The organism is Brevundimonas sp. FV1ye7S (assembly GCF_058680995.1).
The window spans coordinates 3,356,338-3,382,661 of record NZ_CM178726.1 but is presented as its reverse complement, the minus strand read 5'-3'; the positions used below and the strand labels follow the sequence as shown (position 1 = coordinate 3,382,661).

Annotated in this window: 29 protein-coding genes; 13 read left to right on the top strand and 16 right to left on the bottom strand. The window is 68.7% G+C overall.

The window, feature by feature from the left end; all coding sequences use genetic code 11:
- The first annotated feature begins 11 nt into the window (after window positions 1-11).
- Window positions 12-743 carry an orotidine-5'-phosphate decarboxylase gene (gene pyrF / locus ACW18C_RS16495; protein WP_050771580.1) on the top strand — a complete coding sequence of 244 codons (732 nt, stop codon included), beginning with the start codon at window positions 12-14 and terminating at the stop codon, window positions 741-743.
- On the opposite strand, the gene ACW18C_RS16490 is transcribed toward pyrF, so the two are convergent.
- Both ACW18C_RS16490 and ACW18C_RS16485 read right to left on the bottom strand, forming a co-directional pair.
- Window positions 744-1,655, bottom strand: coding sequence for a hypothetical protein (locus ACW18C_RS16490; protein WP_492072052.1), 912 nt, complete (start codon window positions 1,653-1,655; stop codon window positions 744-746). It lies immediately after the preceding gene.
- A gap of 64 nt (window positions 1,656-1,719) precedes the next feature.
- Complete coding sequence (locus tag ACW18C_RS16485) at window positions 1,720-1,977, bottom strand: DUF1674 domain-containing protein (protein WP_008263466.1); 258 nt, start codon at window positions 1,975-1,977, stop codon at window positions 1,720-1,722.
- Window positions 1,978-2,071: 94 nt separating this feature from the next.
- Between ACW18C_RS16485 and htpX the strand changes: the two genes are divergently transcribed.
- Together htpX and ACW18C_RS16475 are read left to right on the top strand one after the other, a co-directional pair.
- A complete protein-coding gene (gene htpX, locus ACW18C_RS16480) occupies window positions 2,072-3,043 on the top strand; it encodes a zinc metalloprotease HtpX (RefSeq protein WP_366559047.1) in 972 nt (323 codons plus the stop codon).
- Window positions 3,044-3,126: 83 nt separating this feature from the next.
- Window positions 3,127-4,731: a M20/M25/M40 family metallo-hydrolase gene (locus tag ACW18C_RS16475; RefSeq protein ID WP_492072051.1), complete on the top strand. Its 1,605-nt coding sequence runs from the start codon at window positions 3,127-3,129 to the stop codon at window positions 4,729-4,731.
- Between the two features lie 51 nt (window positions 4,732-4,782).
- Here the strand turns inward: ACW18C_RS16475 and ACW18C_RS16470 are convergent, their stop codons facing one another.
- Window positions 4,783-5,958: an acetyl-CoA C-acetyltransferase gene (locus ACW18C_RS16470; RefSeq protein ID WP_492072050.1), complete on the bottom strand. Its 1,176-nt coding sequence runs from the start codon at window positions 5,956-5,958 to the stop codon at window positions 4,783-4,785.
- 157 nt (window positions 5,959-6,115) lie between these two features.
- Between ACW18C_RS16470 and trhA the strand changes: the two genes are divergently transcribed.
- The 3 genes from trhA to ACW18C_RS16455 all read left to right on the top strand — a co-directional run bounded on the left by trhA (window position 6,116) and on the right by ACW18C_RS16455 (window position 7,924).
- Complete coding sequence (gene trhA, locus ACW18C_RS16465) at window positions 6,116-6,829, top strand: PAQR family membrane homeostasis protein TrhA (RefSeq protein WP_492072049.1); 714 nt, start codon at window positions 6,116-6,118, stop codon at window positions 6,827-6,829.
- A 103-nt stretch (window positions 6,830-6,932) separates the two neighbouring features.
- Window positions 6,933-7,568, top strand: a complete 636-nt coding sequence (gene phaR / locus ACW18C_RS16460) for a polyhydroxyalkanoate synthesis repressor PhaR (protein ID WP_492072047.1) — start codon at window positions 6,933-6,935, stop codon at window positions 7,566-7,568.
- Complete coding sequence (locus ACW18C_RS16455) at window positions 7,565-7,924, top strand: hypothetical protein (protein ID WP_292147637.1); 360 nt, start codon at window positions 7,565-7,567, stop codon at window positions 7,922-7,924. Before phaR ends, ACW18C_RS16455 begins: the two co-directional genes overlap by 4 nt.
- Before the next feature lie 224 nt (window positions 7,925-8,148).
- On the opposite strand, the gene ACW18C_RS16450 is transcribed toward ACW18C_RS16455, so the two are convergent.
- The 3 genes from ACW18C_RS16450 to ACW18C_RS16440 all read right to left on the bottom strand — a co-directional run bounded on the left by ACW18C_RS16450 (window position 8,149) and on the right by ACW18C_RS16440 (window position 11,261).
- Window positions 8,149-8,571, bottom strand: a complete 423-nt coding sequence (locus ACW18C_RS16450) for a hypothetical protein (RefSeq protein ID WP_008259054.1) — start codon at window positions 8,569-8,571, stop codon at window positions 8,149-8,151.
- Between the two features lie 90 nt (window positions 8,572-8,661).
- Complete coding sequence (locus ACW18C_RS16445; RefSeq protein ID WP_492072045.1) at window positions 8,662-9,576, bottom strand: hydroxymethylglutaryl-CoA lyase; 915 nt, start codon at window positions 9,574-9,576, stop codon at window positions 8,662-8,664.
- On the bottom strand, window positions 9,573-11,261 hold the full coding sequence (locus ACW18C_RS16440; protein WP_492072043.1) for an ArnT family glycosyltransferase: 1,689 nt from the start codon (window positions 11,259-11,261) through the stop codon (window positions 9,573-9,575). The genes ACW18C_RS16445 and ACW18C_RS16440 overlap by 4 nt, the downstream gene beginning before the upstream one ends.
- A gap of 76 nt (window positions 11,262-11,337) precedes the next feature.
- Between ACW18C_RS16440 and ACW18C_RS16435 the strand changes: the two genes are divergently transcribed.
- Complete coding sequence (locus ACW18C_RS16435; protein ID WP_492072042.1) at window positions 11,338-12,075, top strand: glycosyltransferase family 2 protein; 738 nt, start codon at window positions 11,338-11,340, stop codon at window positions 12,073-12,075.
- Between the two features lie 508 nt (window positions 12,076-12,583).
- Here the strand turns inward: ACW18C_RS16435 and groL are convergent.
- Together groL and groES are read right to left on the bottom strand one after the other, a co-directional pair.
- Window positions 12,584-14,227: a chaperonin GroEL gene (groL, locus tag ACW18C_RS16430; protein WP_492072041.1), complete on the bottom strand. Its 1,644-nt coding sequence runs from the start codon at window positions 14,225-14,227 to the stop codon at window positions 12,584-12,586.
- A gap of 134 nt (window positions 14,228-14,361) precedes the next feature.
- Window positions 14,362-14,649 (bottom strand): co-chaperone GroES, encoded by a 288-nt coding sequence (gene groES, locus ACW18C_RS16425; protein WP_008259448.1) that lies wholly within the window; start codon window positions 14,647-14,649, stop codon window positions 14,362-14,364.
- A 304-nt stretch (window positions 14,650-14,953) separates the two neighbouring features.
- Between groES and ACW18C_RS16420 the strand changes: the two genes are divergently transcribed.
- Window positions 14,954-15,388 carry a hypothetical protein gene (locus tag ACW18C_RS16420; protein ID WP_008261117.1) on the top strand — a complete coding sequence of 145 codons (435 nt, stop codon included), beginning with the start codon at window positions 14,954-14,956 and terminating at the stop codon, window positions 15,386-15,388.
- Window positions 15,389-15,436: 48 nt separating this feature from the next.
- Here the strand turns inward: ACW18C_RS16420 and zigA are convergent, their stop codons facing one another.
- Window positions 15,437-16,657: a zinc metallochaperone GTPase ZigA gene (zigA, locus tag ACW18C_RS16415; RefSeq protein ID WP_492072039.1), complete on the bottom strand. Its 1,221-nt coding sequence runs from the start codon at window positions 16,655-16,657 to the stop codon at window positions 15,437-15,439.
- Between the two features lie 96 nt (window positions 16,658-16,753).
- On the opposite strand from zigA, the gene ACW18C_RS16410 reads away from it, so the two are divergent.
- Window positions 16,754-17,323, top strand: coding sequence for a DUF1826 domain-containing protein (locus ACW18C_RS16410; protein ID WP_492072038.1), 570 nt, complete (start codon window positions 16,754-16,756; stop codon window positions 17,321-17,323).
- 3 nt (window positions 17,324-17,326) lie between these two features.
- On the opposite strand, the gene pgi is transcribed toward ACW18C_RS16410, so the two are convergent.
- Entirely contained in the window at window positions 17,327-18,934 is a 1,608-nt protein-coding gene (gene pgi / locus ACW18C_RS16405) for a glucose-6-phosphate isomerase (RefSeq protein ID WP_492072037.1), read from the bottom strand.
- A gap of 101 nt (window positions 18,935-19,035) precedes the next feature.
- On the opposite strand from pgi, the gene ACW18C_RS16400 reads away from it, so the two are divergent.
- Window positions 19,036-19,512, top strand: a complete 477-nt coding sequence (locus ACW18C_RS16400; protein ID WP_492072036.1) for a hypothetical protein — start codon at window positions 19,036-19,038, stop codon at window positions 19,510-19,512.
- Between the two features lie 26 nt (window positions 19,513-19,538).
- Here ACW18C_RS16400 and ACW18C_RS16395 read toward each other — a convergent pair whose 3' ends face one another.
- From ACW18C_RS16395 to ACW18C_RS16385, 3 genes are all read right to left on the bottom strand, one after another.
- On the bottom strand, window positions 19,539-21,749 hold the full coding sequence (locus ACW18C_RS16395; protein ID WP_492072035.1) for a protein-disulfide reductase DsbD family protein: 2,211 nt from the start codon (window positions 21,747-21,749) through the stop codon (window positions 19,539-19,541).
- A gap of 55 nt (window positions 21,750-21,804) precedes the next feature.
- The gene (locus ACW18C_RS16390) at window positions 21,805-22,251 is read right to left on the bottom strand and encodes an OmpA family protein (protein WP_492072034.1); all 447 of its coding nucleotides are present in this window, start codon (window positions 22,249-22,251) and stop codon (window positions 21,805-21,807) included.
- 124 nt (window positions 22,252-22,375) lie between these two features.
- A complete protein-coding gene (locus tag ACW18C_RS16385; RefSeq protein ID WP_008263428.1) occupies window positions 22,376-22,717 on the bottom strand; it encodes a YMGG-like glycine zipper-containing protein in 342 nt (113 codons plus the stop codon).
- 139 nt (window positions 22,718-22,856) lie between these two features.
- Between ACW18C_RS16385 and ACW18C_RS16380 the strand changes: the two genes are divergently transcribed.
- The 3 genes from ACW18C_RS16380 to ACW18C_RS16370 are packed head-to-tail and all read left to right on the top strand — an operon-like array spanning window position 22,857 to window position 25,066.
- A complete protein-coding gene (locus ACW18C_RS16380) occupies window positions 22,857-23,207 on the top strand; it encodes a hypothetical protein (RefSeq protein WP_492072032.1) in 351 nt (116 codons plus the stop codon).
- 45 nt (window positions 23,208-23,252) lie between these two features.
- On the top strand, window positions 23,253-24,215 hold the full coding sequence (locus ACW18C_RS16375; RefSeq protein ID WP_492072030.1) for a diacylglycerol/lipid kinase family protein: 963 nt from the start codon (window positions 23,253-23,255) through the stop codon (window positions 24,213-24,215).
- Window positions 24,215-25,066: a metallophosphoesterase family protein gene (locus ACW18C_RS16370; protein WP_292150606.1), complete on the top strand. Its 852-nt coding sequence runs from the start codon at window positions 24,215-24,217 to the stop codon at window positions 25,064-25,066. Before ACW18C_RS16375 ends, ACW18C_RS16370 begins: the two co-directional genes overlap by 1 nt.
- A gap of 93 nt (window positions 25,067-25,159) precedes the next feature.
- Here the strand turns inward: ACW18C_RS16370 and ACW18C_RS16365 are convergent, their stop codons facing one another.
- The 3 genes from ACW18C_RS16365 to ACW18C_RS16355 form a co-directional block, all read right to left on the bottom strand.
- Complete coding sequence (locus ACW18C_RS16365; RefSeq protein ID WP_008262305.1) at window positions 25,160-25,339, bottom strand: DUF1328 domain-containing protein; 180 nt, start codon at window positions 25,337-25,339, stop codon at window positions 25,160-25,162.
- A 110-nt stretch (window positions 25,340-25,449) separates the two neighbouring features.
- Complete coding sequence (locus ACW18C_RS16360; protein WP_008262661.1) at window positions 25,450-25,863, bottom strand: hypothetical protein; 414 nt, start codon at window positions 25,861-25,863, stop codon at window positions 25,450-25,452.
- Window positions 25,863-26,207, bottom strand: a complete 345-nt coding sequence (locus tag ACW18C_RS16355) for a glycine zipper domain-containing protein (protein WP_008260669.1) — start codon at window positions 26,205-26,207, stop codon at window positions 25,863-25,865. Before ACW18C_RS16355 ends, ACW18C_RS16360 begins: the two co-directional genes overlap by 1 nt.
- Window positions 26,208-26,324 lie beyond the last annotated feature (117 nt).

The following is a 26,324-nucleotide window of genomic DNA, read 5'->3' as shown; positions in this document are numbered from 1 at the left end:
CGAGTCCGTCGATGACCCAGACCGAAACCTTGGCCCCCAATCGCGGTCCAGACGAACGGATCATCTGCGCCCTGGACGTCCCGACCATCGCCGAGGCGGCCGCCCTGGTCGCGCGGGTCCAGGACGCGGTGGGCTTTTACAAGATCGGGCTGCAGCTGTTCGCGGCGGGCGGCATGGACCTGGCGCGTGACCTGAAGACCGAGGGACGCAAGGTCTTTCTGGACTGGAAGCTGCACGACATCGGCGCCACGGTCGAGAAGGCGGCGGCCAATCTGGCGGACGCCGGCTGCGACCTGCTGACCGTTCACGCCCGGCCCCAGGTGATGGCGGCGGCGGCGCGCGGCGTGGCGGGGTCGGGCTTGAAGGTGCTGGGGGTCACGGTCCTGACCAGTCTGACGGCCGAGGATCTGGCCGCCGACGATCACAGCCTGTCGCCGGCCGACCTGGTCGAGCGCCGGGTCCGACAGGCGCTGGAAGCGGGGATCGACGGCGTCGTCTCCAGCCCCCATGAGGCGGCGCGGGTGCGCGAGATCGCGGTCGAGGCCGGCCGTCCGGACTTTTTGATCGTGACCCCAGGGGTCCGGCCCGCAGGCTCGGCCCTGGACGATCAGGCCCGGGCCGCGACGCCCGAAGCGGCGCTCCAGGCCGGGGCGACCCATCTGGTGATCGGCCGCCCGATCACGGCGGCGGCCGATCCCCGGGCCGCCGCCCTGGCGGTCGCCGAAAGCATCGCCCTGATCTGATCAGCCGCGCTCGCCCGGCTCCTGGGCGTAATGCTGGCGCGGCGGGGCTTGCGGCGCGACATAGCCGGGGGGCGGGAGGTCGCCGTAATAGTCCTGGACGGGCGGCGGCGCGTGGACTTCGGGCGGCGCGACATGGATCTGGGCCGGGGCGATTTCGACCGGCGGCGCCTGCACATAGACGGGCGGCTGTTCGATATAGACCGGCGGTCCGGTCACGATCTCGGGCGGCGCGATGTTCACCTGAGAGGGGGCGACATAGATCCGCTGCGGCGCGACATAGACGGGCGGACCCTGAACCTGGATCGGAGCCTGCACATAGGCGCGCTGCTGCTCGTAATAGCCGCCTTGTTCGTAACCGCGCTGCTCATAGTGTTCGTACCGCTCCTGATAACGGCCTTCGTACCGGTCTTCGCGATAGGCCGGGCGCGGGGCGGGGCGGCAGTCGCAATCGACCGGGCGTTGCGGCTGATAGGGGCGCCAGCCGATATAGTCGCGCCCGAAGCCATAGGCGGGATAGCCGACCGGGGCGCTGACCGGGGCCGGGCCGACGAAGTTCACGGGCGGGCCGGGAATATAGCCGCCTAAATATCCGCCGTCGGCGTAACCGCCCCCGCCGACATAGGTCACGCCGCCGCTGCCGCCGCGGCTGAAGCTGGACGAATGGGAATAGGCGCGGGCGTTGACGGCGGAATAGGAAGCGGCGCCGGCATGGGCCGAGGCGTTGGCCCCGGCATTCACGTTCACATTGACGTTGCTGTTGTGGCCGCCGCCGTAATGACCCCCGCCCCCGTGTCCGCCGCCGCAGCTTCCACAGCCGCCGCCATGGCCGCCAGACGGCCCACCGGCGAGGGCGGGAGCGGCGGAAAGCAGAAGGGCCGCCGACGCGGCCGCGATCGTGGACTGTATCGTCACGGGACAGACTCCTCTGAATTGTCCCCGTTCAGGCAAGTCCCGCGCCCCGCGGATTTGCACCGCGTCAGAAGTCGATGGCCAGGCCCTTCTTCTCCCAATCGCCGTAACGGGTGGGTTCGGGACCGCTCGGCCCGCCGTGTTCCGGGTCGGTCTGGGCGACCTGTTCGGCCGCGCGACGATCAGCCGCTTCCAGCAGGGCGCGGCGCGCGACGTCGCTCAGCGGCTTCTCCGGCGTCGCATGGGGGATTTCGGCGTTGAAAACAGGCGCGTTTTCATTGTCGGGCGAGGGGGCGGCCCCCTCGGGGGTGGGATGTTCGGTCACAGGTCGGCTCCCTTGAGGGCGGCGTCTCATGGCCTCAAATAGTCGATTGAAGCCGCGACGCCAGAAAAACCGGATGATCGCGGATGGAACGACGATGAACCATCTGAAGACCTTCATCCTTCTGGCCGCCTTGACCGCCCTGTTCGGAGGTGTGGGTTATCTGATCGGCGGCGCGACGGGCATGGCCGTGGCCCTGGTGTTCGCCGGCGGCATGAACCTGTTCAGCTACTGGAACGCCGACAAGATCGTGCTGAAGATGTACCGGGCCCAGCCGGTCGACGAGCAACATCCGAATGCCGTGGTGCGCAACTATGTCGCCGACGTGCGCCAGATGGCCCGCGACGCCGGTCTGCCCCAGCCCCAGGTCGCCATCATCCCCAGCGACCAGCCCAACGCCTTCGCCACCGGCCGCAATCCGGAACGGGCCGCCGTCTGCGCCACCACCGGCCTGCTGGACATGCTGACGCGCGAGGAGGTGCGCGGGGTGATGGCGCACGAACTGGCCCATGTGAAGAACCGCGACACCCTGATCATGACGGTGACGGCCACCATCGCCGGCGCGATCGCCGCCCTGGCCAATTTCGCGCTGTTTTTCGGCGGCGGCGAGGACCGCGAGCGACCGGGCGGCGTCATCGGAACCCTGGCCCTGATGATCCTGGCGCCCATGGCCGCCGGCCTGGTGCAGATGGCGATCAGCCGCGGCCGCGAATACGAGGCCGACCGTATCGGCGCCGAGATCGCCGGCGACCCCCAGGCCCTGGCCTCGGCCCTGCAGAAGATCGACGCCTACGCCAAGCGGATCCACAATCCGACCGCCGAACGCAATCCGGCCTCGGGCCAGATGTTCATCATCAATCCCCTGGCCGGACGCGGCGCCGACAACCTATTCTCGACCCATCCGGCCACGGTCAACCGGGTGCGCGCCCTGGCGGAGCTGGGCGCCAAGATGGGGGTGCGTCCTCGTGCGGCTGCGACGCCGCCCGTCTCGGCGGTTCCTGTCACGCCACGTCGCGCGACCACCGGCGTGCCCGCCACCCCTGGCGAACCGCGCGGCCCCTGGGGCTGATCGCCGCCCTTGACCCCGTTTTTGCCGTTTGCGCTCGGCGTGCGGATCAATTCAGATGGGCGCCTGACCAATCAGGGGGTTCCATGTCGCGTCTGCTCGCCTTTGTTTCCGTCGCCGCTCTGCTCGCCACGCCCGTCGCCGCCCAGTCTGTGGATCGGGTCGCGGTCAACGGCATCATCGACCAGGGACTGAACCACAGCCAGGTGATGCAGACCGCCGCCTATCTGACCGATCGGATCGGCGGGCGGATGACCAATTCGCCCCAGATGCGCGAGGCCGAACGCTGGTCGCAGCAACAGTTCCGCGACTGGGGCCTGTCCAATGTCCGGGCCGAAGGCTTCGAGTTCGGCCGGGGCTGGTCGATCGTCCGCTCCAGCGCCCGTATGACCGCCCCGCGTCCGCTGGATCTGCGCGCTATCCCGGTCGCCTGGACCCCGTCGACCAATGGGACCATCAGCGGCGGCGTGATCGTCGCCCCGATCTCCAAGGTCGAGGACTTCGACAAGTGGCGCGGCAAGCTGGCGGGCCGGATCGTCATGCTCAGCCGCCCGGATACCGGCTCGGAACCGACGGAACCGGCGTTTCGTCGCTGGACCGATGCCGAACTCCGCGACCGCAACACCTACGTCCAACCCCAATATTCCCCAGTGGCGATCGAACGCCAGCTGAAGACCGCTGATTTCGCGGCCAAGCTGGACGCCTTCCTGGTCGAACAGGGCGCCCTGGCCTGGATCCGGATGTCCCAAAGGGACGGCGGGCTGCTGCACGGCACCGGCTACACCTACCAGGTCGGCGCCACCCCGAAACTGGCGGGCATGGAGCTGGCGGCCGAGGATTATCGCCGTCTGGCGCGCCTGGCCCTGACCGATGCGCCGCCGACGTTGGAGCTGACCAGCGAAGTTCGCTTCCACGACGAAGACGTCAACGCCTACAATATCCTGGCCGATATCCCGGGCAGCAGCGGCGGCCGCGAATATGTGATGGCCGGCGCCCATCTGGACTCCTGGGTCGCCTCGGACGGGGCGCAGGACAATGCGGCGGGCAGCGCCGTGGTCATGGAGGCGGCCCGCATCCTGAAACAGCTGGGCGTCCGGCCCAAGCGCACCATCCGCTTCGCCCTGTGGAACGGCGAGGAGCAGGGCATACTGGGCTCGCTGGCCTATGTGGATCGTCACCTGGCGACCCGGGCTCCCGCCACGGATCCGGCCCTGGCGGCCCTGCCCAACAATCGCACCTGGCGCAACCGCTGGCCCGTCGAGCCGCGCGCCGGCTATGGCGATCTGGTCGCCTATTTCAACATCGACAACGGCTCGGGCAAGATCCGGGGCGTCAACGCCGAAGGCAATGTCGCCGCCGCTCCGATCTTCCAGGAATGGCTGGCGCCCTTCGCGAGCATGGGCGCCACGACGGTGTCCCTGCGGCCGTCCGGCGGCACCGATCACGTCTATATGCAGACGGTGGGCATTCCGGGCTACCAGTTCATCCAGGACCCGCTCGACTACTCCGCGCGCATCCACCACACCAGCATCGACAGCTATGATCACCTGAAGGCCGAGGATATGCGCCAGGCGGCGGTCATCCTGGCCAGCTTCCTGCTGAACGCCGCCAACCGCGACGAGCCCCTGCCGCGCATGCCGCTGCCGACCCAGCCGACGCCCAGCGATCCGTTCGAGTATCCGGCGGACTGAGATCGACACCTGAGGAAGGGGCGGCGGGAACGCCGCCCCTTTTTTACGGGGTCAGGCGCGCTCCACGCACATGGCCACGCCCATGCCGCCGCCGATGCACAGGGTCGCCAGGCCCTTTTTCGCGCCCGACCGCTTCATCTCGAACAGCAGGGTGGTCAGGATGCGGGCGCCCGAGGCGCCGATGGGATGGCCGATGGCGATGGCGCCGCCGTTGACGTTGACCTTGGCCGGGTCGAGACCCAGCTCCTTGACCACGCACAGGCTCTGGGCGGCGAAGGCCTCGTTGGATTCCACCAGGTCCAGGTCGGCGACGGTCCAGCCCGCCTTTTCCAGCGCCTTCTTCGAGGCGGGGATCGGCCCCGTGCCCATGATCGCCGGATCGACCCCGGCCGTGGCGGACGAGACGATGCGGGCCAGGGGCTCCAGGCCGCGGGCCTTCGCCTCATCGGCGCTCATCAGCACCAGGGCGGCGGCGCCGTCGTTCAGGCCCGAGGCGTTGGCGGCGGTGACGCTGCCCGCCTTGGCGAAAGCCGGCCGCAGTTTCTGCATCAGCTCGATGGTCGCGCCGTGGCGGATGTATTCGTCCTTGTCGACGACGACGTCGCCCTTCTTGCCGGGAATGACGACCGGAACGATCTCGGCGTCGAACCGACCTGCGTTTTGCGCCGCCTCGGCCTTGTTCTGGCTGGCGAGGGCGAATTCGTCCTGGGCCTCACGCGTGATGGCCCATTTGTCGGCGATGTTCTCGGCCGTCTGGCCCATGTGATAGCCGTTGAAGGCGTCCCACAGCCCGTCCTTGATCATGGTGTCGATCAGGGCGACGTCGCCCATCTTGTGGCCGGCCCGAAGCTGCTGGGCGTGCGGCGCCTGGCTCATGCTCTCCTGGCCGCCGGCGACGACGATCTTCGCATCGCCCAGCGCGATCTGCTGGGCGGCGATGGCGACGGCGCGCAGGCCCGAGCCGCAGATCTGGTTCAGGCTCCAGGCCGGCGCCGCCTGGCGCACCCCGGCGCCGACGGCGGCCTGACGGGCCGGGCCCTGGCCGGCGGCGGCTTGCAGCACATGGCCCAGGATCACCTCATCGACCTCTTCGCCCGACACGCCCGCCCGTTCCAGCGCCGCCCGAATGGCGACCTCGCCCAGTTTCGACGCCGGCAGCGCGGACAGGGCCCCCAGGAAGGACCCGACGGGCGTGCGGGCGGCGGAGACGATGACGACCTCGGTCATGGGATTTCACTCGATGCGGAATAATGAGTTGCCGTTTTGCCGCATCCCGGCGGCTTCGTCACCTGTGGCCGAAACAGACCGCCGCAGATTCAGTCATTCGTCACCCTGTCGGCGCATTCTGGAGGAACGATACGGACGATCCCGGATTTGATTGGCCATGCTCCGCACGCTGAAACGCTTCGCCGCCCACGTCTGCACGCCGGACGAGCTGGACATGATCGAGCACTACCAGACGCGCGCCGAAAGACTGGCGGACCTCTGGGTCCATGTCGTCGGTCTGATGCTGGCGGCGGTCGGGGGCGTCATCCTGGCCGGTCTGGCGGGAGTCTACGCCGGAATCGGCGGGGTCATGGCCACGGCCATCTACGCCCTGTGTCTGGTCGGCATGCTGACCGCCTCGACCATTTACAACTGGACCAAGCCCTGCGCCGCGCGACCTGTGCTGCGACGGCTCGACGAGGCCGCCATCTTCCTGATGATCGCCGGCAGTTATACGCCCTTCACCACCCAGAGATTCGAAGGACTGTGGTCGGTCGGCTTCACCGCCATGATCTGGACCCTGGCCTTCGTGGGCGCCGGGGTGAAACTGTTCGCGCCGCGCATTTCCGACAAGTTCTGGAGCGGCGTCTATGTGGTGTTCGGCTGGCTGGCCGTGGCCGCCCTCAAGCCCATGGTCGAGACGGTCCATCCGGTCGCCCTGGCTCTGCTGGTGATCGGCGGTCTGATCTACACCGCCGGGGTCCTGGTCTTCATCAGCCCCAAGGTGCGTTTCCGCCGGGCCATCTGGCACGGTTTCGTCGTCACCGGCGCGACCGTCCACTGGACGGCGGTTCTGGTGGGCGTCGTCCTGGCCCCCGCGATGAGCCACTAGGATATCCGTCCGATCCCTGCGTGTTCAGGTCGCCGAATCCCCCCTCTGGCGCATCGCGTCGCAACGGAGGATAGTGACGCGTTGCAACATCGCGAGAACAAGCGTGGCTGACGAAAAGATCAAGGGTGGAAAACACGGCGACGGCGCCCAGGTCGTCATCAAGAAGTATGCGAACCGCAGGCTCTACAATACGCGGACCAGCGCCTATGTGACGCTGGAGGACCTGGCCGCCATGGTGCGCGAAGGGACCGAGTTCGTCGTCTATGACGCCAAGACGAACGACGACCTGACCCGTCAGATCCTGACCCAGATCATCTTCGAGGAAGAAAGCCGGGGCGAAGCCCTGTTGCCGGTGCAGTTCCTGCGCCAGCTGATCGGATTTTACGGCGGCTCCATGCAGGGGGTTCTGCCCTCCTACCTGGAGATGTCGCTGGCCAATTTCGGCCGCCAGCAGGAACAGTTCGCCAGTCAGATGAGCCGGGCCTTCGGCACGGGATCGGGCGCGACCCTGATGGAGGAGGCGGCCAAGGCGAACATGGCCATGTTCGAACGGGCCATGCAGATGTTCCCCGCCTTCGGCTATTCCCGGACCGAGTCCCAAACGGCGTCTCAGGCGGCGCCGACGGAAACCGGAGACGGGGCTCCGGCGGCGCCCGACGCCCTGGACGAGATGCGTCGCCAGATGGACGAGATGCGCGCCCAGATCGATCGTCTGGTGGGCGGGTCGAAGGCGAAATGACCGAGCGCATAGGAGCGGTCGGCGGGCCTGAGCGGATCGATCGCCGCGAAGGCGAGCGCCGGGAACGCGAGCGCCGGGCCGATCAGGAGAGGTCTCGCGCCCTGGTTCCGGTCGAACCCGCCGAACCCGAGTTCAAGCCCGAAACCGCCCCGGCAAGACCTGCCGTCCATGTGGCGGCCGACCCCGGCGCGGCGGCCTTTGTCGCCCAGCAGATGGGGCAGCGCGGCCAGAAGCGCGGTCTGCGCGGCGGCCCCCCCGTGCTGGGCGCGGCCCGCGCCGCCTATATGGGCGCCGAATATTCAGGCGAGGCGGAGCGGCGTCCTCCCTTGGGCCGGGCGGCCAAGACCGACATCTGAACGCCGCCGGGGCTGAGCGGCACGGGGTTTGCTGGGGCGGGGCCAGAACGCCTCTTTTCGGACCAGCCCATGCCCGCCCTTCATCTCGCCGCCAAGGTTTTCGACGTCGCCGTCGTCGCCCTGATCTTCACGGCTTTTTCCTAGGGGCCTATCGCCCTGTTGGGCTGCTTGAGGCCGCACGGGGTCCATCCCTCTGTCGGGCGGCCTGAGGCCTGATCAAGCCGTCAGTTCCCGAGATCGAAGTCCTTGCGGGACGAGATGATGGTGACGATGAAGCCGGCCAGGACGTCCAGCAGGATCATCACCACGATCAGGAAGAAGGTCGAGGTGGCGAAGCCGCGGATCAGCAGGAATTCGACCAGAACGACGATGAACAGGACCATGGACAGGGCGTGATTGACGATGGCGACCTTCTGGCTGGAGGTCGACTTGATCAGCTCGAAGAACAGCAGGATCAGGCCCAGGAACAGGATCAGGTCGCCCGAGCCGATATTCCACTGGGCGCCGGACGCCATCGGGATCGAGAACATCGGATCGCGCAGAATGGCGTCGGCCTGGGCCATGCCCATGTCGCCCGGCGCGCCGAACAGCACGACGATATTGTACAGGATCACCGGGATCAGCAGCAGGGGTATGGCGATCAGCATGGCGGTCCTCCCCGGCGCAACGGCTGCGCTTGTTAAGCTTGATTAACTCTATTTGACCGGTTTCGCCACGCCGGAGGTGTGACGGCGCCCTCAGGGTCGGGGAAAGCCGCCTGCGCGGCCGAGGGCGGACGGGGCCGGGCGGCCGAGGGCCTCGCCGATCCAGCGGGCCGTGGCGATCAGGGCGTCCAGATCGTAGCCGGTCTCGAATCCGCCGCGCGCCAGCATATAGACCAGGTCCTCGGTGGCGATATTGCCGGTGGCGCCCGGGGCGAAGGGACAGCCGCCGATACCGCCGACCGAGGCGTCCAGAATATCGATCCCGGCCGCGACCCCGGCGTAGGCGTTGGCCAGGCCGGTGTTGCGGGTGTCGTGGAAATGCAGGCGCAGCACAGCGTCGGGCGCGGCCTTGCGGGCGGCCTCGACCTTGCGCGTCACGGCCCAGGGATCGCCGGCGCCGATGGTGTCGGCCAGGCCGATCTCTGCGACGCCCAGGTCCGCCAGGGCCCCGACCATGTCCGTCACCTGATCCACCGAGACCTCGCCCTCGAACGGACAGCCCCAGACGCACGAGATCATGGCCGACAGGGACGGGGCGCCGTCCGACGCCGCCGCATTGTGTCGGCGGGCGACGATCTCGCCCAGCATGGCCAGCTGGTCCTTGACCGACAGGCCCTGGTTCTTCAGGCCGAAGCCGTCGGTGGCCGCGACCGAGACATTGACCTCGTCGACCCCCGTCGCCAGCGCCCGGTCATAGCCCTTGCCGTTCAGGACCAGGCCGATGCGGCTGCGGCCCGTCGCGTGCGGCAGGGCGGCCATGACGGCTTCGGCGCCGGCCATCTGCGGCACATATTTGGGATGGACGAAGGAGACGGCCTCGATCCGGCGCGCGCCGGCCGCCTCCAGCCGCCGCACCAGATCGACGCGGACGGCGGGGTCCAGCACGATTTTCTCGTTCTGCAGCCCGTCGCGGGGCCCCACTTCGACGATCTGGATGAACCGGCTCATGGGGCTTCGCCTGCGTCATCGCCTGTTCCGGGCCGGGGCGGCGGCGCATAGACGGTCAGGGTCATCTCGTCCCCGCCCGAATAGTTGTAGCCCCGCACCACCCCGACGGCGCGGCCCGAAACGCCCAATCGGCCGGCGGCGTCGCGGAAGGCGTCGGCGTCGCGCGCCTCGACGATGGCCGGCCGCCCTTCGGCCAGGGCGCGGGCGGCGCCCTCGGCGTCGGTCAGGTCCGTATCCCGGCCGGTCAGGAAGACGAAGCTGGGCTCATGATAGGTGGTGATGGCGACGGGGCCGGGCGTGCGGCCCTGGCGCGGATGCAGGTCGGCGGCCTCAAGCGTCTTCTCCAGCTGGGGGGCGATGGCCAGGGGCCGCAGCTGGCGGATGGTCCCGGCCAGGGCGCCATGGGCCACGATGCCGAAGGCCAGGGACGCGACCAGGGCCGCGACCGGGGCCCGGTTCAGCAGCAGGAAGGCGCCCACGGCGGCTGCGGCCAGGGTGGTGACCACGGTCAGGGCGGCCCAGGTCTGGGCCGTCGAGGTGCCGTAGACCGTCAGCCCATAGACGGTGACGCCGATGATCAGCAGGGCGGCGAACAGGGCCAGGGCGGCGCCGGTGATGCGCGACACCTTGCCGATGGGCCGCGCCAGGGCGGCGGCGGCCAGCAGGGCCAGGGCCCCGAAGGTCGGCAGGGTGTAGTGCCACAGCTTGGTCGGGGCCAGTTCGAACATCAGCCAGCCGGGAACCAGCCAGCAGACCAGGAACCGGATCGTCGGCTCGGCCCGCCGGCTCCAGCCGGTCGAGACGGCCGCCGGCAGCAGCAGGGTCGAGGGGAAGAAGAGCAGGGGGGCCAGCAGCAGATACAGGCCGGGGAAGCCCGAATGGCTTTCGTGGGCGCCGGCGATCTTGGGCGCCAGGTCGCCGCCGATGGCTTCGCGCCAGAAGCCGCCGTCGGTGGCGATGGTGATGGCGATGGCCCAGGGCCCGACCATCAGGGCGACCAGGGGCAGGCCCCAGCCCCAGCCGAGGCGCGCCAGCCATTTGATGTTCCGGTCCCAGATCGACAGGGCGATGACGGCCAGGGCGATGACCAGAAGCCCGATCGGTCCCTTGATCAGGATCGACAGGCCGACCCCGATCCAGAACAGCAGCTTGTGCGGCCGGATCGGCCGTTCTCCGGCCCGTGTCGCCATATAGATCCGCGCCAGGGCCGCCATGGCCAGGGTGGTGGCGCCGCACAGCATGGCGTCGGTCTTGGCGATGCCCGCCTCGGTCGACAGCAGGAAGGTGGCCCCCATGATCGCGCCGCCGAAGAAGCCGACGCGGGCGCCCAACAGGGCCGACCCGGCCCAGGCCACGGCCCAGGCGGCCAGCATGGCCCCCAGCAGCGACGGGATTCGATAAGGGGCGATGTCGCGATCCTCGACGTCCGAGGTCAGGGCGACGGCGGCGGCCTGCATCCAGTAGATGCCGACCGGCTTCTTCCAGCGCGGTTCGTCCTGGAAGCGGATGTCGACATAGTCGCCGCTCTCCAGCATCTGGGCCGTGGCCTGGGCGAAGCGGCTCTCGTCCCGGTCCAGCGGCGGCAGCAGCAGCAGGCCGGGCAGGCCGGCGATCAGCGTCAGCAGGGCCGCTAGGAGCGGACCCTTCCAGCCGGCGATGCGGCGATCCAGATCGAAAGTCTTCATGAGAGACTCCTTACACGGCGACCGGCCCGTCGTCAGCCGTCTCCCCTAAGCCGTCGATCTCGTCTATGGAGCGGCCATGACCGCCGAACACAATCCTGCGCCTCTGATCTCCGTCGTCGTGCCCGTCCATGACGAGGCGGGCGCCGCCGTCCCCCTGGCCCGCGAGATCGCGGCGGCCTTCGCCGGGCGATCCTATGAGATGATCTTCGTCGACGACGCCTCCAGGGACGCGACCCTGTCGGAGCTGAGGGCCGCCATGGCCGAACTGCCGGCCCTGCGGGTCCTGGCCCACTGGACCAATGCGGGCCAGAGCCGGGCGGTCCGCACCGGGGTGCTGGCGGCCCGCGCCCCCGTGGTCGTCACCATGGACGGCGACGGCCAGAACCCCCCGGCCGACGCCCCGCGCCTGGTCGACGCCCTGCTGGCCGCGCCGGCCGATGTGGGCCTGGTCGGCGGCCGTCGCGCCAAGCGCCAGGACAGCCAGGCCAAGCGCCAGGCCTCGATCTGGGCCAACCGCATCCGCCGCCGCCTGCTGGGCGACGACGCCGACGACACCGGCTGCGGCCTGAAGGCCTTCCGCCGCGACGTCTTCCTGCGCCTTCCCTATTTCGATCACATCCATCGCTATCTGCCGGCCCTGATGATCCGCGAGGGGTTCCGCAACCAGTATCTCGACGTCGACCACCGCCACCGCGAGACGGGACAGTCGAAATACACCAACTGGGGCCGGCTGCGGGCGTCCTTCTCGGACCTGCTGGGCGTCATGTGGCTGAAGACCCGCTCGCGCCGTCCGGGCGCGATCTCGGAATTCTGACACGGCGAAACGCTCCGTCCCTTCGGCGGAGTTGGAGGCCCTTTGGAATCGGAGGGCTGGGCGGGGCGCCGGGCCTTCGCCCGGAGTTTGATCTAGAAATACCGTTTCGACGAAGGTTTGACGCCCCGCGCGAATGGTTGGCCTGCAAGCTCGGGGCGCCGAGCGGTGGCGGTCTTATCGCCTAACCCCATAAGCCTGCGACGGGTCGGCGGTCCCTGCGAAGAACCGTCCCGAGTGCGGCCGAGTATCCCCCTCGACCCTCCGACGGCGCACCATGTGTCGCCGTCGGCGCGGAGGAGTTGCACTCCCGCTCCCGTTCCATCCGCTCCCGCCGCCGCAAGGTCGCAGGCCTTACGAGCCCTCCAAGCGACGAGACCGAGGCGGATTATAGGGGGTGGGGAAACCCTGGCGGGGAAGTCGGGGCGCGTCACCGCTCGCCGACGTCAAACAAAAAGGGCGGGACCCTGCGGTCCCGCCCTTCTGCATTCTCAGCCGGGTTGGCTTGGACTTAGAAGTCCATGCCGCCCATGCCGCCCATTCCACCCATGTCGGGGGCCGAGGAGCCGCCCTTCTTGGGGGCGTCGGCGACGGCCGCTTCGGTCGTGATCAGGATCGAGGCCACCGAGGCGGCGTCGGTCAGGGCGGTGCGAACCACCTTGGCCGGGTCGATCACGCCCATGGCGACCAGGTCGCCGTATTCTTCCGTCTGGGCGTTGAAGCCGTAGGTGGCGGAGCTGTTTTCCAGCACCTTGCCCACGACGATCGAGCCTTCGACGCCGGCGTTTTCCACGATCTGGCGGATCGGGGCCTGGATGGCGCGACGGATGATGGCGATGCCGGCGGTCTGGTCGGCGTTGTCGCCGGTCAGGCCTTCCAGCGCCTTGGTCGCCTTCAGCAGGGCGATGCCGCCGCCGGGGACGATGCCTTCTTCAACGGCTGCACGCGTGGCGTTCAGGGCGTCGTCGACGCGGTCCTTCTTTTCCTTCACTTCGACTTCGGTCGAGCCGCCGACGCGGATGACGGCGACGCCGCCGGCCAGCTTGGCCAGACGTTCCTGCAGCTTTTCCTTGTCGTAGTCCGAGGTGGTGTCCTCGATCTGGCGCTTGATCTGGCCGATGCGGGCCTCGATCTCTTCCTTGCCGCCAACGCCGTCCACGATGGTGGTGTCGTCCTTGGTGATCGTGACTTTCTTGGCCTTGCCGAGCATGTCGATCGTGACGTTCTCAAGCTTGATGCCCAGGTCTTCCGAGATGACCTGGCCGCCCGTCAGGATGGCGATGTCTTCCAGCATGGCCTTGCGGCGATCACCGAAGCCCGGAGCCTTGACGGCGGCGACGCGCAGGCCGCCCCGCAGCTTGTTGACCACCAGGGTGGCCAGGGCCTCGCCTTCGATGTCCTCGGCGATGATCACCAGCGGACGGCCCGATTGCACGACGGCTTCCAGGATCGGCAGCATGGCCTGCAGCGACGACAGCTTCTTCTCGAACAGCAGGATCAGGGGCTCTTCGAGTTGAACCTCCATCTTGTCGGCGTTGGTGATGAAGTAAGGGCTCAGGTAGCCGCGGTCGAACTGCATGCCTTCGACGACGTCCAGCTCGGTCTCGGCGGTCTTGGCCTCTTCAACCGTGATGACGCCTTCGTTGCCGACCTTGGCCATGGCCTTGGCGATCATTTCGCCGACTTCAGCGTCGCCGTTGGCCGAGATGGTGCCGACCTGGGCGATCTCGGAGTTGTTCTCGACCTTCTTGGCCGAGGCCTTGATGTCGGCGAGGACGGCGGTGACGGCCTTGTCGATGCCGCGCTTCAGATCCATCGGGTTCATGCCGGCGGCGACGGCCTTGAGGCCTTCCTGCACGATCGATTGCGCCAGGACGGTTGCAGTGGTGGTGCCGTCGCCCGCCTTGTCGTTCGTCTTCGAAGCGACTTCGCGGATCATCTGGGCGCCCATGTTCTCGAAGGCGTCTTCCAGCTCGATCTCTTTGGCGACCGACACGCCGTCCTTGGTCGAGCGCGGGGCGCCGAAGGACTTCTGGATCACGACGTTGCGGCCCTTGGGACCGAGCGTCACCTTGACGGCGTTGGCGAGCACGTTGACGCCGCGCAGCATCTTGTCGCGCGCGTCGGTGTTGAACTGTACGATTTTAGCGGCCATGCGGGCAGCTCCTTGAATGAGTGGTTAGTGACGAGTGGCGAGTGGCGAGTGAAGTGCAGAGTCGCGGGACAATGAGCCGGTATCGGCTCCTCTCGTCACTCGCCACTCGTCACTCGCCACTGGCGTTCTGAGCGTCAGCTCAGGACGCCGAGGACGTCCGACTCTTTCATGATGATCAGGTCGTCGCCGTCGATCTTCACTTCCGTGCCCGACCACTTGCCGAACAGGATGCGGTCGCCGGCCTTCAGCTCCAAGGCGTTGACCTTGCCGGATTCGTCACGAACGCCGGGGCCGACGGAGACGACTTCGCCTTCCTGCGGCTTTTCCTTGGCGGTGTCGGGGATGATGATCCCGCCCTTGGTCTTGGATTCTTCTTCAACGCGCTTGACCAGCACGCGGTCGCCGAGCGGACGAAACGCCATCGGTTCTCTCCTTGTGTTCCCCCGGACGGGGGCGACTTGAAAACGGTGGGCCAGCCTCCCTTTCGATCGCTGTTTTGGCAGCCGACCGGTGAGAGTGCTAACGCGATCGGGAGTTAGTCAGAGCAGGGGCCAGCGTCAAGCGGGGCGGCCGGGGGCGGTCTGCGAAACTTCCGCGACAAGTGAACCGAAAATGAATGGCGGGCTCCGAGGACGTTCAAGCGGGGGCTGGCAGAACCGTCTCGACGCTGGATGCATTTCCTTCCTCGGAAACGCGGACCCGGCCCGAAAATAAAAGGAGACGACCATGTCCAAGATGTTGAAGATCACCGCCGCCGTCGCCGCTCCTGTCGTCGCCATGGGCCTGATGGCCGCCCCGGCCTCGGCGCAATCCCGTGATCGCGACCGCGACGACACCGCCCGCAACGCCCTGATCGGTGCGGCCGTCGGGGGCCTGGCCGGCGCCATCTACGGCAACGGCGACGGTCGTTATATCGCCGGCGGCGCCTTGGGCGGCGCGGCCATCGGCGCCGTGGCCTCCTCCTCGAACCGGGGTTCGGGCTGCGAATATTATCGCGGCGGCCAGTGCTACCGGAACCAGGGCCACTGGGAGCGGGAACACGGCATCAACAGCCGGGATCCGCGCTGGGAGCAGCGCCGCGACTATCGCGACTATCGTCGGGACCAGCGTTATGACCGCCGGGATGACCGTCGCGACTACCGCTACGACCGCCGCTGGTAGGCGACGGATGGGATGAAGAAGGGGCGTCCTGAGGGGCGCCCTTTTTTGTTAAGCCGCGTCCTGCCGCGCGCCCCAGTGCGGGAAGGGATCCTCCAGCCTGGTCCAGCCCTTGGCCCCTCGCTCCATCTCGAACCGGGTCAGCAGGGCGGCGTCGAACATCGAGGTCAGCAGGTCGCGGTTCATGTCCTTGCCGATCAGGACGATTTCCTGACGGCGGTCGCCGTAGGGCTGGCGCCAGACCGCCTCGATCGCCTTCAGCCATTCGGGATTGTCGTCGGGCCAGCGCTCGCGCGGGGCCGAGGCCCACCACAGCCCGCCCCATTCGTGTTCCGTCACCGCCCCGGCCTGGCTCCAGGATCCGACATAGTCCATCCGGCTGGCCAGCCAGAAGAAGCCCTTGGAGCGCCAGACGCCGGGCCATTCGCGGTTGAGCAGGTCGTAGAAGCGTCGGGGGTGGAAGGGTCTCCGCGCCTTGTAGACGAAGGTGGAGACGCCGTATTCCTCGGTCTCGGGCGTCACCTCGCCGCGCAGGGCCTGGGACCAGCCGGCGGCCTGTTCCGCCCGCTCCATGTCGAACAGGCCCGTGCCGATGACCTGATCCAGAGGCACGACGCCGCGCACCGCCTCGAGGATCCGGGCGCGGGGATTGAACTGGGTCATCATCGCCCTCAGCGTTCCCAACTGGGTCGCCTCCAGCAGGTCGCACTTGTTCAGCACGATGACGTCGGCGAACTCGATCTGGTCGATCAGCAGATTGGCGACCGTGCGTTCGTCATCCTCGCCCAGGTGTTCACCGCGCGCCTTCAGGCTGTCGGTGGAGGGATAGTCGCGGTGGAAGTTGAAGGCGTCCACCACCGTGACCATGGTGTCGATCCGGGCCAGGTCCGACAGGCTGAAACCGTCCTCGTCGCGAAAGTCGAAGGTGGCGGCGACCGGCATGGGTTCGGAAATCCCGGTGGATTCGATCAGCAGACAGTCGAACCGCCCCTCGCGCGCCAGCTTGCCGACCTCGATCAGCAGATCCTCGCGCAGGGTGCAGCAGATACAGCCGTTGGACATCTCCACCAGCCGCTCCTCGGTCCGCGACAGGTCCGCGCCGCCGCCGTCGCGCACCAGGGCGGCGTCGATGTTCACCTCGCTCATGTCATTGACGATCACCGCGACCCGCAGCCCGTCGCGGTTCGACAGGATGTGGTTGAGCAGGGTCGTCTTGCCGGCCCCCAGGAAGCCGGACAGGACGGTGACGGGCAATTTCTTGAACTCGGACACGAAGGCGCTCCACGGCTGCTACGCCGAGCTTGACCACAGCCGGGCGACTATGAGAGTTACGTTATAGTATAACACACGTAGTCAGCAAGGTTTTCCATGGCGGTCGGCGCAGTCGTCCAGGGGCAGGCGCCCACGGTCTTCACCACCCTGTTCGAGCCGCAGGTGCGGATGGCGATCTGGTCGCGGCCCAGCCCCATGCCGCCCGACGCCCCGCCCCCGGCCGACTTCACCGCCGAATGCGACGGGCGCTGGATCGCCCCATCGGGTCCAGCGCCCGAGTGGTTGCTGCAGGATATTCAGGGACTGGGGGAGATCGTGGCGGCGATCAGCGGATGCGAGACCTGGCGCGCGCGGTGCGAGACCGTGACCCGGCGCACCTGCCCGCGCTTCCATCAGGACGCCGTCCCGTTGCGCCTGATCGTCGCCTATGAGGGGCCGGGGCCGGAATGGGCCTTCGCCGGCGAGATCGGCGAAGATCTGGACGGGCGCTACATCGGCACGCGCCGTCGGATCCGCACCCTTCATCCCGGCGACATCGCCATCATCAAGGGCACGGCGCCGGGCTGGGAGGCCTGGCCGGAATTTCCGATGGTTCTGCACCGCTCGCCGCCGGCCGGGCGACGAGCCCCCCGGCGCGTCTTGACGATCGACGCCGCGCCGATGTGAGCCTCAGCCCATCAGCCGCGTCATCAGACCGGCGGTCGACGGATCTAGATCGGCGGAAGGGCCGCCGGCGTCCACGTCCTTCAGGATCGCCCTGGCCAGGACCTTGCCCAGTTCGACGCCCCACTGGTCGAAGCTGTTGATGTCCCAGATCACGCCCTCGACGAAGGTCTTGTGCTCATAGAGGGCCAGCAGGGCGCCCAGGGTCTCGGGCGTCAGACGGTTCATCAGAATGGCGGTCGAGGGGCGGTTGCCGGTGAAGGTGCGGTGGGGCGCCAGACGGGCCGCCTCGTCCTCCGACAGGCCCTGGGCCAGGCCTTCGGCCTTGGCCGCCTCGGTCGTCTTGCCCAGCATCAGGGCCTGCCCCTGGGCCAGGGCGTTGGACCAGAGCGGCGATTCCGGCGCGTCGGCATGGGTTTTGGCGACGATCACGAACTCGGCCGGGACGATTTGCGGCCCCTGGTGGATCTGCTGGAAGAAGGCGTGCTGGCCGTTGGTGCCGGGCTCGCCGAACACCACCGGGCAGGTCTGGCGCGTGACGGGGGTTCCGTCGCGATGCACCCGCTTGCCGTTCGACTCCATCTCCAGCTGTTGCAGGAAGGACGGCAGGCGGCGCAGGGCGTGGGCGTAAGGGGCGACGGTGCGGGCTGGCCGGTTCAGACCGTCGACGTTGAACACCTGGGCCAGGGCCAGCAGGATCGGCGCATTCTGCTCCAGCGGGGCCGAGACGAAATGATCGTCCATGGCCGCGGCCCCGGCCAGCATGGCCTCGAACACATCCCAGCCCAGGGCGATGCCGCACGACAGGCTGACCGCCGACCACAGCGAATAGCGACCGCCGACCCAGTCCCGGAAGGCGAAGGTGCGGCCGCAACCGAAGGCCGCCGCCTTGTCCGGCGCCGCCGTCACGCCGATGAAATGTTTGGTCATGCCCTCGGCCGGCAGGGACGCGGCCAGCCAGGCCTTGGCGGCCTCGGCGTTGGCCAGGGTTTCCTGGGTGGTGAAGGTCTTGGACACGACCACGACCAGGGTGGTCTCGGGATCCAGGCCGGTCAGGGCCTCGGCCATGTCGCGCGGGTCGATATTGGCGACGAAGCGCAGGTCGATGGCCGGGTCCAGCGGCCGCAGGGCGTCCCAGACCACGCGGGGCCCCAGGTCCGAGCCGCCGATGCCGACGTGGACGATGGCCTCGAACTTTTTGCCTGTAGCCCCCGCCTCAGCGCCCGAGCGCACGGCGTCGGCATAGGTCTTCATGTCGGCGCGCACGGCGTCCACCTCGGCCGAGACCGGCTCGCCCAGGGCCTTGAAGTCGGCGCCGGCCGGGGCGCGCAGGGCCGGGTGCAGCACGGCCCGGCCCTCGGTCAGATTGACGGCCTCGCCGGCGAACAGGGCGGCGCGACGGCCCTCGACGTCGCTGGCGCGGGCCAGATCCAGACAGGCCTCGAAGCCGGCCTTGGTCCAGCTCTGTTTCGACAGGTCCAGATAGAGCCCCGCCGCCTCGACCGACATCCGCGCCAGCCGGTCGGGATCGGCGGCGAACTGCTGGTCGATACGGGTCGCGCCGGCCTCGGCGGCCGTGCGGTCGAAGGTCGTCCAGGCGTCGTCACGGGTCATCGGTCGTCCTCTGGGAGAGAGAAGAAGGTAAACACTCGTTTACGGGTCGGGCGTATGTCGGTTCAACGTCCTAGCCGACGCTGAAACAGGAAGTCACCCTCATGTCCTGCGGCCTTGCTCTCACGATCGCCCTGGCCCTGTCCAATCCCGCCGTGGCCCTGGCGGCCGAACAGCCCCCTGCGGCGGTCGGGGCGCCGGTGTCGGTGGCGACCGAGCCCCTGTTCGCCGACATCGTCGCCCGGTCCGGCGCGCTGAAGGCTCTGGTCGACGGCTGGGCGGCGGCCAAGGCGGCGGATCAGGCGGACTTCTTCACCAGCCAGGCCTTCACCGGCTTCAAGGCCCAGGCCGAACAACTGGCCGCGCTCGACATGCAGGGCCACCTGATCCTGAAGGAACGCGGCACGGACGGCGATCTGAAATGCATCCTGCGCGGCATTTCCGAGGACATGCCGAAAAAGGTCCAGGCGGTTCAGGCGGCGGGCACGCCCGCCGACCGCGCCGTCGCCCTGTCGGAACTGTCCTATCTGCTGAACGACAATGTCGAGGTCATCACCGCCCCGCCGCAGCCGGAGGTCTAGGCTTCCTCGTCACCCGGCGAAGGCCGTCACGCCCCCTTCAGAGCCTCGATGACCACGCCTTCGGTCAACAGTTGCGGCAGGATGCGGGGCTCGCCGCCGTTCGCCGGATAGAGCAGATACAGCGGCACGCCCGAACGGCCGTGACGCTCCAGTTCGCGGGTGATGGCGTCGTCACGGCGGGTCCAGTCGCCGACCAGATAGACGGCGTTCGTCGCCTTCAGGGCCTCGGCGACGCGGGGCGAGGACAGGGCGGCGCGCTCGTTGATCTTGCAGGTCACGCACCAGTCAGCCGTGAAATTGACCAGGACCGGACGGCCTTCGGCCTGGGCGGCGCGGACGGATTCGGCCGACCAGGGCGCGGAGGCCAGGGGGCCGGACTCGGCGACCGAGGCCGCCCCCAGAACCGGCGCGCGACCGGCGATCACGGCCAGGACCAGGGCGGCCCCGAGCGCGATCAGGCTGGATGCGCCGGACAGGCGGGCGGATCGGCCCAGGGCGCGCTGGGCCTGGGTCAGGCCGAACAGCCACAGGGCGAAGGCGGTGGTCAGGGCGGCGGCCATCAGTAGGGCCAGGCCCTCGGCGCCGGTCTGACGCGAGAAGACCCAGACCAGCCACAGGGCCGCGCCGTACATCGGGAAGGCCAGCAGGCCCTTCAGCCGATCCATCCACGGGCCGGGCCGGGGCAGGCGCCGCAGCAGGCCGGGCGACAGGCTGACGGCCAGATAGGGCAGGCCCAGGCCCAGACCCAGCATCAGGAAGATCAGCAACGCCGCCGGCCAGGGCATGAGAAGGGCCGCGCCCAGGGCCGCCGCCATGAAGGGGGCGGTGCAGGGGGCGGCGACGACCACGGCCAGAACCCCGGTGAAGAAGGCGCCCGCGCCGCCCGGCAGGCGCGACAGGGGACCGGCGCCCGCGCCCTGGAGCCCTGCGCCGACATGGAAGACGCCCGACAGGTTCAGCCCCACCGCCAGCATCAGCAGGGCCAGGCTTGCGATCACCGCCGGCGACTGAAGCTGGAAGCCCCAGCCGACGGCCTCGCCCCCGGCGCGCAGGGCCAGCAGGACGCCGGCCAGGACCAGGAAGGTCGCCAGAACCCCGGCCAGGAACAACAGGCCGTCGCGCCGCGCCTCGCGCGGCTGATGGGCCGAGGCGGCCAGGGCGGCGGCCTTCATGGCCAGAATGGGAAAGACGCAGGGCATCAGGTTCAGGATCAGGCCGCCGATCAGGGCGAACAGGGCCGATTGCAGGATCAGGCCCAGGTTGAGCCGGGTTCCGGCGCTGGGGGTCTCGACCTCGCCGGACAGGGCCTTGCCGCCGGTGGTTCCGGCCAGGACCGCGCCGGGCTGGGCCGTGATCTCCCAGGCGCCGGCGTCGGTGGCCAGGACGCCCGAGATCGGACCGGTCAGACCCTTGGCCGTCAGGTCGCCGCCGGGGGTCAGGGTCAGGCTCAGCCCGTTCGGGCCGCTGTGGCCCGACTGGGCGGCGGCGTGGTCGATGATCCCGCCCTCGAACGGATAGAAATAGGCCTGGCTCAGGCCCGCGCCGGCCGTCAGGTCCGCTAGGGGGGGGGCCGTCGCCGACAGGGTCAGGACGCCGTTCTGCAGGGTGGCGCGGGCGTCCAGACCCGCCGGTCGCGGCGCGGCCTCCAGCACGGCCTGGATGGCGGCGCCATGGTCGGGATCCAGCGGCGGGGCGCCCTCGCGGATCGGCAGGTCCAGACGCAGACTCATCTGCACCGGCACGCACATCTGGTCGCTGCACACCAGGAACAGGGCGTCGACGGTCAGGGGCAGGGTGGTTCCCGGCCGGGCCGAGGCCGGAACCTCGATCGGGACGGGCAGATAGACCTCGCCGGAATAGCCGTAGTTGACCAGGCTCATCAGCCGCTGGCGTGTGGGCAGGGGCCAGACGATCTCGCCGGCCTCGACCCCGGCCGGCAGACGCCAGTCCAGGGTGGTCGGCCCTCCGGAATCGCCGGGATTGCGCCAATAGGTGTGCCAGCCGGGCGCGATGGTCTGATGCACCGCCACCACGACGGTCGACCCCGGCGCGGCCCAGCGCGACAGGGGAACCAGTTCCGCCTCGATATTGTCGGCCCGTCGCGGACCGGGCGGCACGACCGCCGCCGCCTCGGCCGGACGGCTGACCGGCTGGGCTTCAGCGACGGACGGAACGCCCGGCAGGACGGACAGGCCGAGGCAAAACAGCAGGGCGTACAGGAAGGCGGTCGGGCGCATGACCTGCTTCTAGGCCCTGCGAACCGCTCTGTCAGCGTGTCCGATCAGCCGAGTTTCAGCGGCGCGGGTGGGCGTCCACGACCACTTCGGTGCGGCGACGCAGGGGCTCGGCCGCCCCGCCCGCCGTGGTCGCGCCCGCGTCCCCTGCGGCGCCCACGTCAAACACCGGCGACGGCAGGCCCGCCGCGTTCAGGGCCTGGGCCACGGTCCGCGCGCGGCGCTGCGACAGGCTCAGATTGGCCTCGCTCGCTCCGGTCGCGTCCGCCAGACCCACCACCTGGATGCTGCGCACGTCGCAGGTCCGCAGTACGCCCGCCGCCGCATTGATGGCCTGATCGGCCGCATCGGTCAGCCGCGCCTCGTTCTCGCGGAAATAGATGTCGAACCGCACCGGCATGCACAGGGAACCGCTGGTCACGATCTGATCCCGCCGCATCGGCGTCGCACAGGCCCCCAGCGCCAGCATCCCGCCGGCCAAGGCCAGAATTGTTATATTTTTCATGACTATCCCCTGTGTCCCACCATCATCCTGCACACGAAAAAGGCGGCCCGTCCACGACGAACCGCCCTTCCCGAAACTCAAACCGGTCTCGAACCAGACCTGGGTCCGGTTCGAAGGTCACGGCTCAATAACGGCGTTGGCCGTTATCCCAGTAGCACTCGTCCTGGCGGTTGTCGTAGCAGTAGTAGGTGCGGCCTTGGCTGTCGCGGTAGCGCTGCTGGTTGTTGCGGTCTTGGCTCGAACCGCGGATCGCGCCGGCTGCGCCGCCCAGGGCGCCGCCGATCAGGGCGCCGGTGGCTGCGTTGCCGCCGCCGACATTGTTGCCGATGACGGCGCCGGCGACCGCGCCGAGGCCGGCGCCGATGGCGCCCTGGCGCACGGTCTGGTTCGAGTTGCCGTAAGGGTCGCTCGCGCAGGCCGAAGCCAAAAGACCGGCGCCGGCGATCGCGATGATGGCCTTGTTCATGATGAAATCCTCTATCCTGGGTTCGCCCCGAAGGCGATAACGCTGGAGTACGGCTCCGGTTCCCCTGTCTATCGTCGTTCTACCGAAACGACTATGCTTAACCGGCGTGGGTCAGCCTGCGCAGTCCTTGGGGGAAATGATGCGGTTTTCTGATGTGACGCGCGCCACGGCCGGCGCTGAAGGCCCGATCTGGGCGCGCAGCAAGAAGCGCAAGGCCTCGGCCGCGCCGCTGGTCAATCTGCTGGTGACCCTGCTGGCCCTGATCGGCGCCCTGACCCTGGTCTTGTCCATCAAGGAAGGATCGGTCCAGGCGGCGGGCCGGATGATGGACGGCTGGATCATGACCGGCTGGACCGGGGCGCAGAGACTGGCGGGACGCGCCCCGGAAGCGGCGGGGGTCGCGGCCGACAAGGCGGGGCAGGCGACCGAAAGGACCGGCGACGCCCTGAAGGCCGGCGCCTCGACCGCCCGCGACGAACTGAAGCAATAGTCACGCTTGTCGGGAACGGGCGGGCCGCCTGAACGTTCGGCGGCCATGACCGACACCCTGAGTTCAGAACCCGACGCCGACGCCGACGCCGGCGAGCCGCGCGACGAGGCCGCGCGTCGTCTCACGCCCCATGCGTCGCTGGGCCGGGCGGTGATGCTGGTCAATCCCTTGTCCGGCAGCGTCGGCCCGCGCGCCGAGGCCGAGGCCGAGGCGATCCTGGCGGACTATGACCTGCAAACCCAGGTCGTGGTGCTGGAAGCCGGCAATTTCGATCAGGCCATCGCCGACGCCTTCGCCGCCGCGCCGGACGTGATCTTCGTCCTGGCCGGCGACGGCACGGCGCGGTCGGTGGCGGCGAAGGCCAGGCCGAATGGTCCGATGATCGCCCCCCTGCCGGGCGGCACGATGAACATGCTGCCGCGGGCCCTGTACGGCACGGCCGACTGGAAGCTGGCCCTGCGCCGCACCCTGGAGGAGGGCGAGCCCCAATCGGTGTCCGGCGGCGAGGTGTCGGGGGAATATTTCTACTGCGCCGCCATCCTGGGCTCGCCGGCCCTGTGGGCGCCGGCGCGCGAGGCGATGCGGACCGGCAAGGTGAGACTGGCCTGGGCCTATGCGCGGCGGGCGTTGAAGCGGGCCTTCACCGGTCGGTTGAGGTTCAGTCTGGACGGCGGCCCCCGGCGTCGGGCCGAGGCCCTAGTGCTGATCAGCCCGATGATCTCCAAGGCCATGGAAGAGCCGGACGGGCTGGAAGCCGCGGCGATGGACCCGTCCGACGCCAGCCAGGCCTTCCGCCTGGCCGCCAACGCCCTGTTCAGCGACTGGCGCCATGATCCCGCCGTCTCGACCCGCCCGGCCAAGCGGATCGACGTCCGGGCGCGCTCCAAGATTCCCGCCGTGATAGACGGAGAGCCCGTCCTGTTGAAATCCGAGGCCACCGTGCGATTCATTCCCAAGGCGTTCCGCGCCCTTGCGCCCCGGCCCCCCGCGGCCGAGGACAGTCTTTGATGGGGCGGGTTCTCCAGTTTTCGGACGTTCATTTCGGATGCGAGCACAAGGGGGCGGTGGCGGCGGCGCTGGAGTACGCCCACGCCACGCCCAATGATCTGGTTCTGATCACCGGCGACATCACCCAGAAGGGCTATCCGGTCGAGTTCCGGGCGGCGGGGGAATGGATGCGGGCCATGCCGGAGCCGCGCTTCGTCATCGTCGGCAATCACGACGTCCCCTACTGGAGCCCGGTCGCCCGCCTGTTCCATCCGTGGCGCGCCTTCGAGACGGCGACGGGTTTTCCGGCTCACGACGGACAGTTCTGCAACGACACGGTGATGGTGCGGGGCGTCGTCACGGCGCGCGGCTGGCAGGCGCGGCCCAACTGGTCCAAGGGGGTCATCGACCTGGACCAGACCCGGCGCGCGGCCGAGGCCCTGCGTCAGGCGCCCATCGGGGCGCTGCGCATCCTGGCCTGTCATCATCCCCTGGTCGAGATGATCGGCACGCCGATGACCGGCGACGTCAAGCGCGGCGACGAGGCGGCCCTGATATTCGCCGAGGCCGGGGTGGATCTGATCATGACGGGCCATGTCCATGTGCCCTTCGCCCTGCCCATCGATCTGGCGGACCGCTGCTCCTACGCCGTGGGGTGCGGGACCCTGTCGCACCGCGAGCGGGGCTCGCCGCCGGGCTTCAACCAGGTCGACTGGGACGCCAGGACCATCACGGTCACGGCCCTGGCCTGGGACGGGCGGGACTACAGCCCGCATCAGGTCTGGCGGCTGCCGCGTCGTCAGGACACCCGCAAGGCCGCGACGGCGCCCAGCCCGAACAGGCCGGGCGAACTGGAGAAGGCGGCGGTCTGAGCCGTCGCGTCTCTATTCCCGGGTGACGCCGCAAATAGAAAAAGGGCCGGAACTCGCGTTCCGGCCCTTCTGCATTTCGCCGGAGCGGCAGCCCTATAATCGAGGGGCGCCGCGTCCGCGGAGTCCGCCGGCCACGAGGGCGATGACGAACAGGATGATGGCGATCACGGCGATGAATTTGGCGATCTCGAACGAGAAGTTCGCGATGCCGCCGAAGCCGAGAACGGCTGCGATCAAGGCCACGACCAGGAAGATAATTGCCCAGCGAATCATGGGTTTAGCTCTCCTGAGTTGATGTTTCCGACGGCGGCCTTGCAGCCGTTCGTCCCGTCGGAAGATCAACGGTCACGGACGCAGGGTGTTCCGTGGCCTTCGCAGAATCCTCAGCGCCGACGGCGCCTTTTGGCGTAGCCGCCCTGATCCATCTTCCGCTCGGCCACCATGCTGGCGACGATCGCGGCCAGGGCCGGATTGCGCAGCAACAGGAAGGCCGCGCCCAGTCCGCCGACCGCGCCGATGATCGGGCGTTCGCGAACGATGTGGATCAGCTTGCCGATCAGACCGTCCGGCGCATCCTCCTCGTCCTCCTCGTCGTGACTTTCGCCCTTCAGGAAGACGAGCGCGACGACCAGGGCGACCAGGGCGAACAGTGCGAAGGTGATGGCCGAGGCGCCCAGGGGCGTCGTGACCAGGCTGATGGCGTGGAAGATGGCGACGCCGAGAAACACCACGGCCAGAAAGACGCTCGCGGCGGCCACGCTGGTCGCCACGATGCGTTTGACGATGCCCTTGAACATCAGCGGCGACGGCCGGCCAGAAGCAGGCCGAGCACCACGCCGACGCCGAGGGCGATGGCGGTCGACTGGACCGGACGTTCCTGCACCCGCTCGACGATATAGCGCTGGGCCTCGTCCAGGCGTTCGGCGGCGTCGTCGTAATATTCGCGGCCGCGCACCCGGGCGGTGTCGTAATAGCCGCGCGCCTGGTCGCGCACTTCCTCGCTCTTGGCCCGCAGCTTGGCCTCGGCCTCCTCGGCCTTTTCGCGCAGACGCTGGGTTTCTTCGCGGGCGCCGATCTTCAGATCCTCCTTGAGGGTCTTCAGGTCGGCCTTGATGTCTTCTCTAGCCTTGGTGGTGGCCATGGTGCGCGCTCCGGTTTCAAGCTTGGCAATAGAATAGGGGACCCCGTTTCGGAACGCTACACCCGGCGCGAGGTTCCCTTCGCCCACCCGTGATCCACGGCCTCGTCAGGCGCGTTT

What these genes read in the sequence shown, in the direction of transcription:
- pyrF (WP_050771580.1), top strand. Translation starts at nt 12, where the DNA reads ATGACCCAGACCGAAACCTTGGCCCCCAATCGCGGTCCAGACGAACGG.
- htpX (WP_366559047.1), top strand. Translation starts at nt 2,072, where the DNA reads ATGAACCATCTGAAGACCTTCATCCTTCTGGCCGCCTTGACCGCCCTG.
- ACW18C_RS16475 (WP_492072051.1), top strand. Translation starts at nt 3,127, where the DNA reads ATGTCGCGTCTGCTCGCCTTTGTTTCCGTCGCCGCTCTGCTCGCCACG.
- ACW18C_RS16470 (WP_492072050.1), bottom strand. Translation starts at nt 5,958, where the DNA reads ATGACCGAGGTCGTCATCGTCTCCGCCGCCCGCACGCCCGTCGGGTCC.
- trhA (WP_492072049.1), top strand. Translation starts at nt 6,116, where the DNA reads ATGCTCCGCACGCTGAAACGCTTCGCCGCCCACGTCTGCACGCCGGAC.
- ACW18C_RS16455 (WP_292147637.1), top strand. Translation starts at nt 7,565, where the DNA reads ATGACCGAGCGCATAGGAGCGGTCGGCGGGCCTGAGCGGATCGATCGC.
- ACW18C_RS16450 (WP_008259054.1), bottom strand. Translation starts at nt 8,571, where the DNA reads ATGCTGATCGCCATACCCCTGCTGCTGATCCCGGTGATCCTGTACAAT.
- ACW18C_RS16445 (WP_492072045.1), bottom strand. Translation starts at nt 9,576, where the DNA reads ATGAGCCGGTTCATCCAGATCGTCGAAGTGGGGCCCCGCGACGGGCTG.
- ACW18C_RS16440 (WP_492072043.1), bottom strand. Translation starts at nt 11,261, where the DNA reads ATGAAGACTTTCGATCTGGATCGCCGCATCGCCGGCTGGAAGGGTCCG.
- ACW18C_RS16435 (WP_492072042.1), top strand. Translation starts at nt 11,338, where the DNA reads ATGACCGCCGAACACAATCCTGCGCCTCTGATCTCCGTCGTCGTGCCC.
- groL (WP_492072041.1), bottom strand. Translation starts at nt 14,227, where the DNA reads ATGGCCGCTAAAATCGTACAGTTCAACACCGACGCGCGCGACAAGATG.
- groES (WP_008259448.1), bottom strand. Translation starts at nt 14,649, where the DNA reads ATGGCGTTTCGTCCGCTCGGCGACCGCGTGCTGGTCAAGCGCGTTGAA.
- ACW18C_RS16420 (WP_008261117.1), top strand. Translation starts at nt 14,954, where the DNA reads ATGTCCAAGATGTTGAAGATCACCGCCGCCGTCGCCGCTCCTGTCGTC.
- ACW18C_RS16410 (WP_492072038.1), top strand. Translation starts at nt 16,754, where the DNA reads ATGGCGGTCGGCGCAGTCGTCCAGGGGCAGGCGCCCACGGTCTTCACC.
- pgi (WP_492072037.1), bottom strand. Translation starts at nt 18,934, where the DNA reads ATGACCCGTGACGACGCCTGGACGACCTTCGACCGCACGGCCGCCGAG.
- ACW18C_RS16400 (WP_492072036.1), top strand. Translation starts at nt 19,036, where the DNA reads ATGTCCTGCGGCCTTGCTCTCACGATCGCCCTGGCCCTGTCCAATCCC.
- ACW18C_RS16395 (WP_492072035.1), bottom strand. Translation starts at nt 21,749, where the DNA reads ATGCGCCCGACCGCCTTCCTGTACGCCCTGCTGTTTTGCCTCGGCCTG.
- ACW18C_RS16390 (WP_492072034.1), bottom strand. Translation starts at nt 22,251, where the DNA reads ATGAAAAATATAACAATTCTGGCCTTGGCCGGCGGGATGCTGGCGCTG.
- ACW18C_RS16385 (WP_008263428.1), bottom strand. Translation starts at nt 22,717, where the DNA reads ATGAACAAGGCCATCATCGCGATCGCCGGCGCCGGTCTTTTGGCTTCG.
- ACW18C_RS16380 (WP_492072032.1), top strand. Translation starts at nt 22,857, where the DNA reads ATGCGGTTTTCTGATGTGACGCGCGCCACGGCCGGCGCTGAAGGCCCG.
- ACW18C_RS16375 (WP_492072030.1), top strand. Translation starts at nt 23,253, where the DNA reads ATGACCGACACCCTGAGTTCAGAACCCGACGCCGACGCCGACGCCGGC.
- ACW18C_RS16370 (WP_292150606.1), top strand. Translation starts at nt 24,215, where the DNA reads ATGGGGCGGGTTCTCCAGTTTTCGGACGTTCATTTCGGATGCGAGCAC.
- ACW18C_RS16365 (WP_008262305.1), bottom strand. Translation starts at nt 25,339, where the DNA reads ATGATTCGCTGGGCAATTATCTTCCTGGTCGTGGCCTTGATCGCAGCC.
- ACW18C_RS16360 (WP_008262661.1), bottom strand. Translation starts at nt 25,863, where the DNA reads ATGTTCAAGGGCATCGTCAAACGCATCGTGGCGACCAGCGTGGCCGCC.
- ACW18C_RS16355 (WP_008260669.1), bottom strand. Translation starts at nt 26,207, where the DNA reads ATGGCCACCACCAAGGCTAGAGAAGACATCAAGGCCGACCTGAAGACC.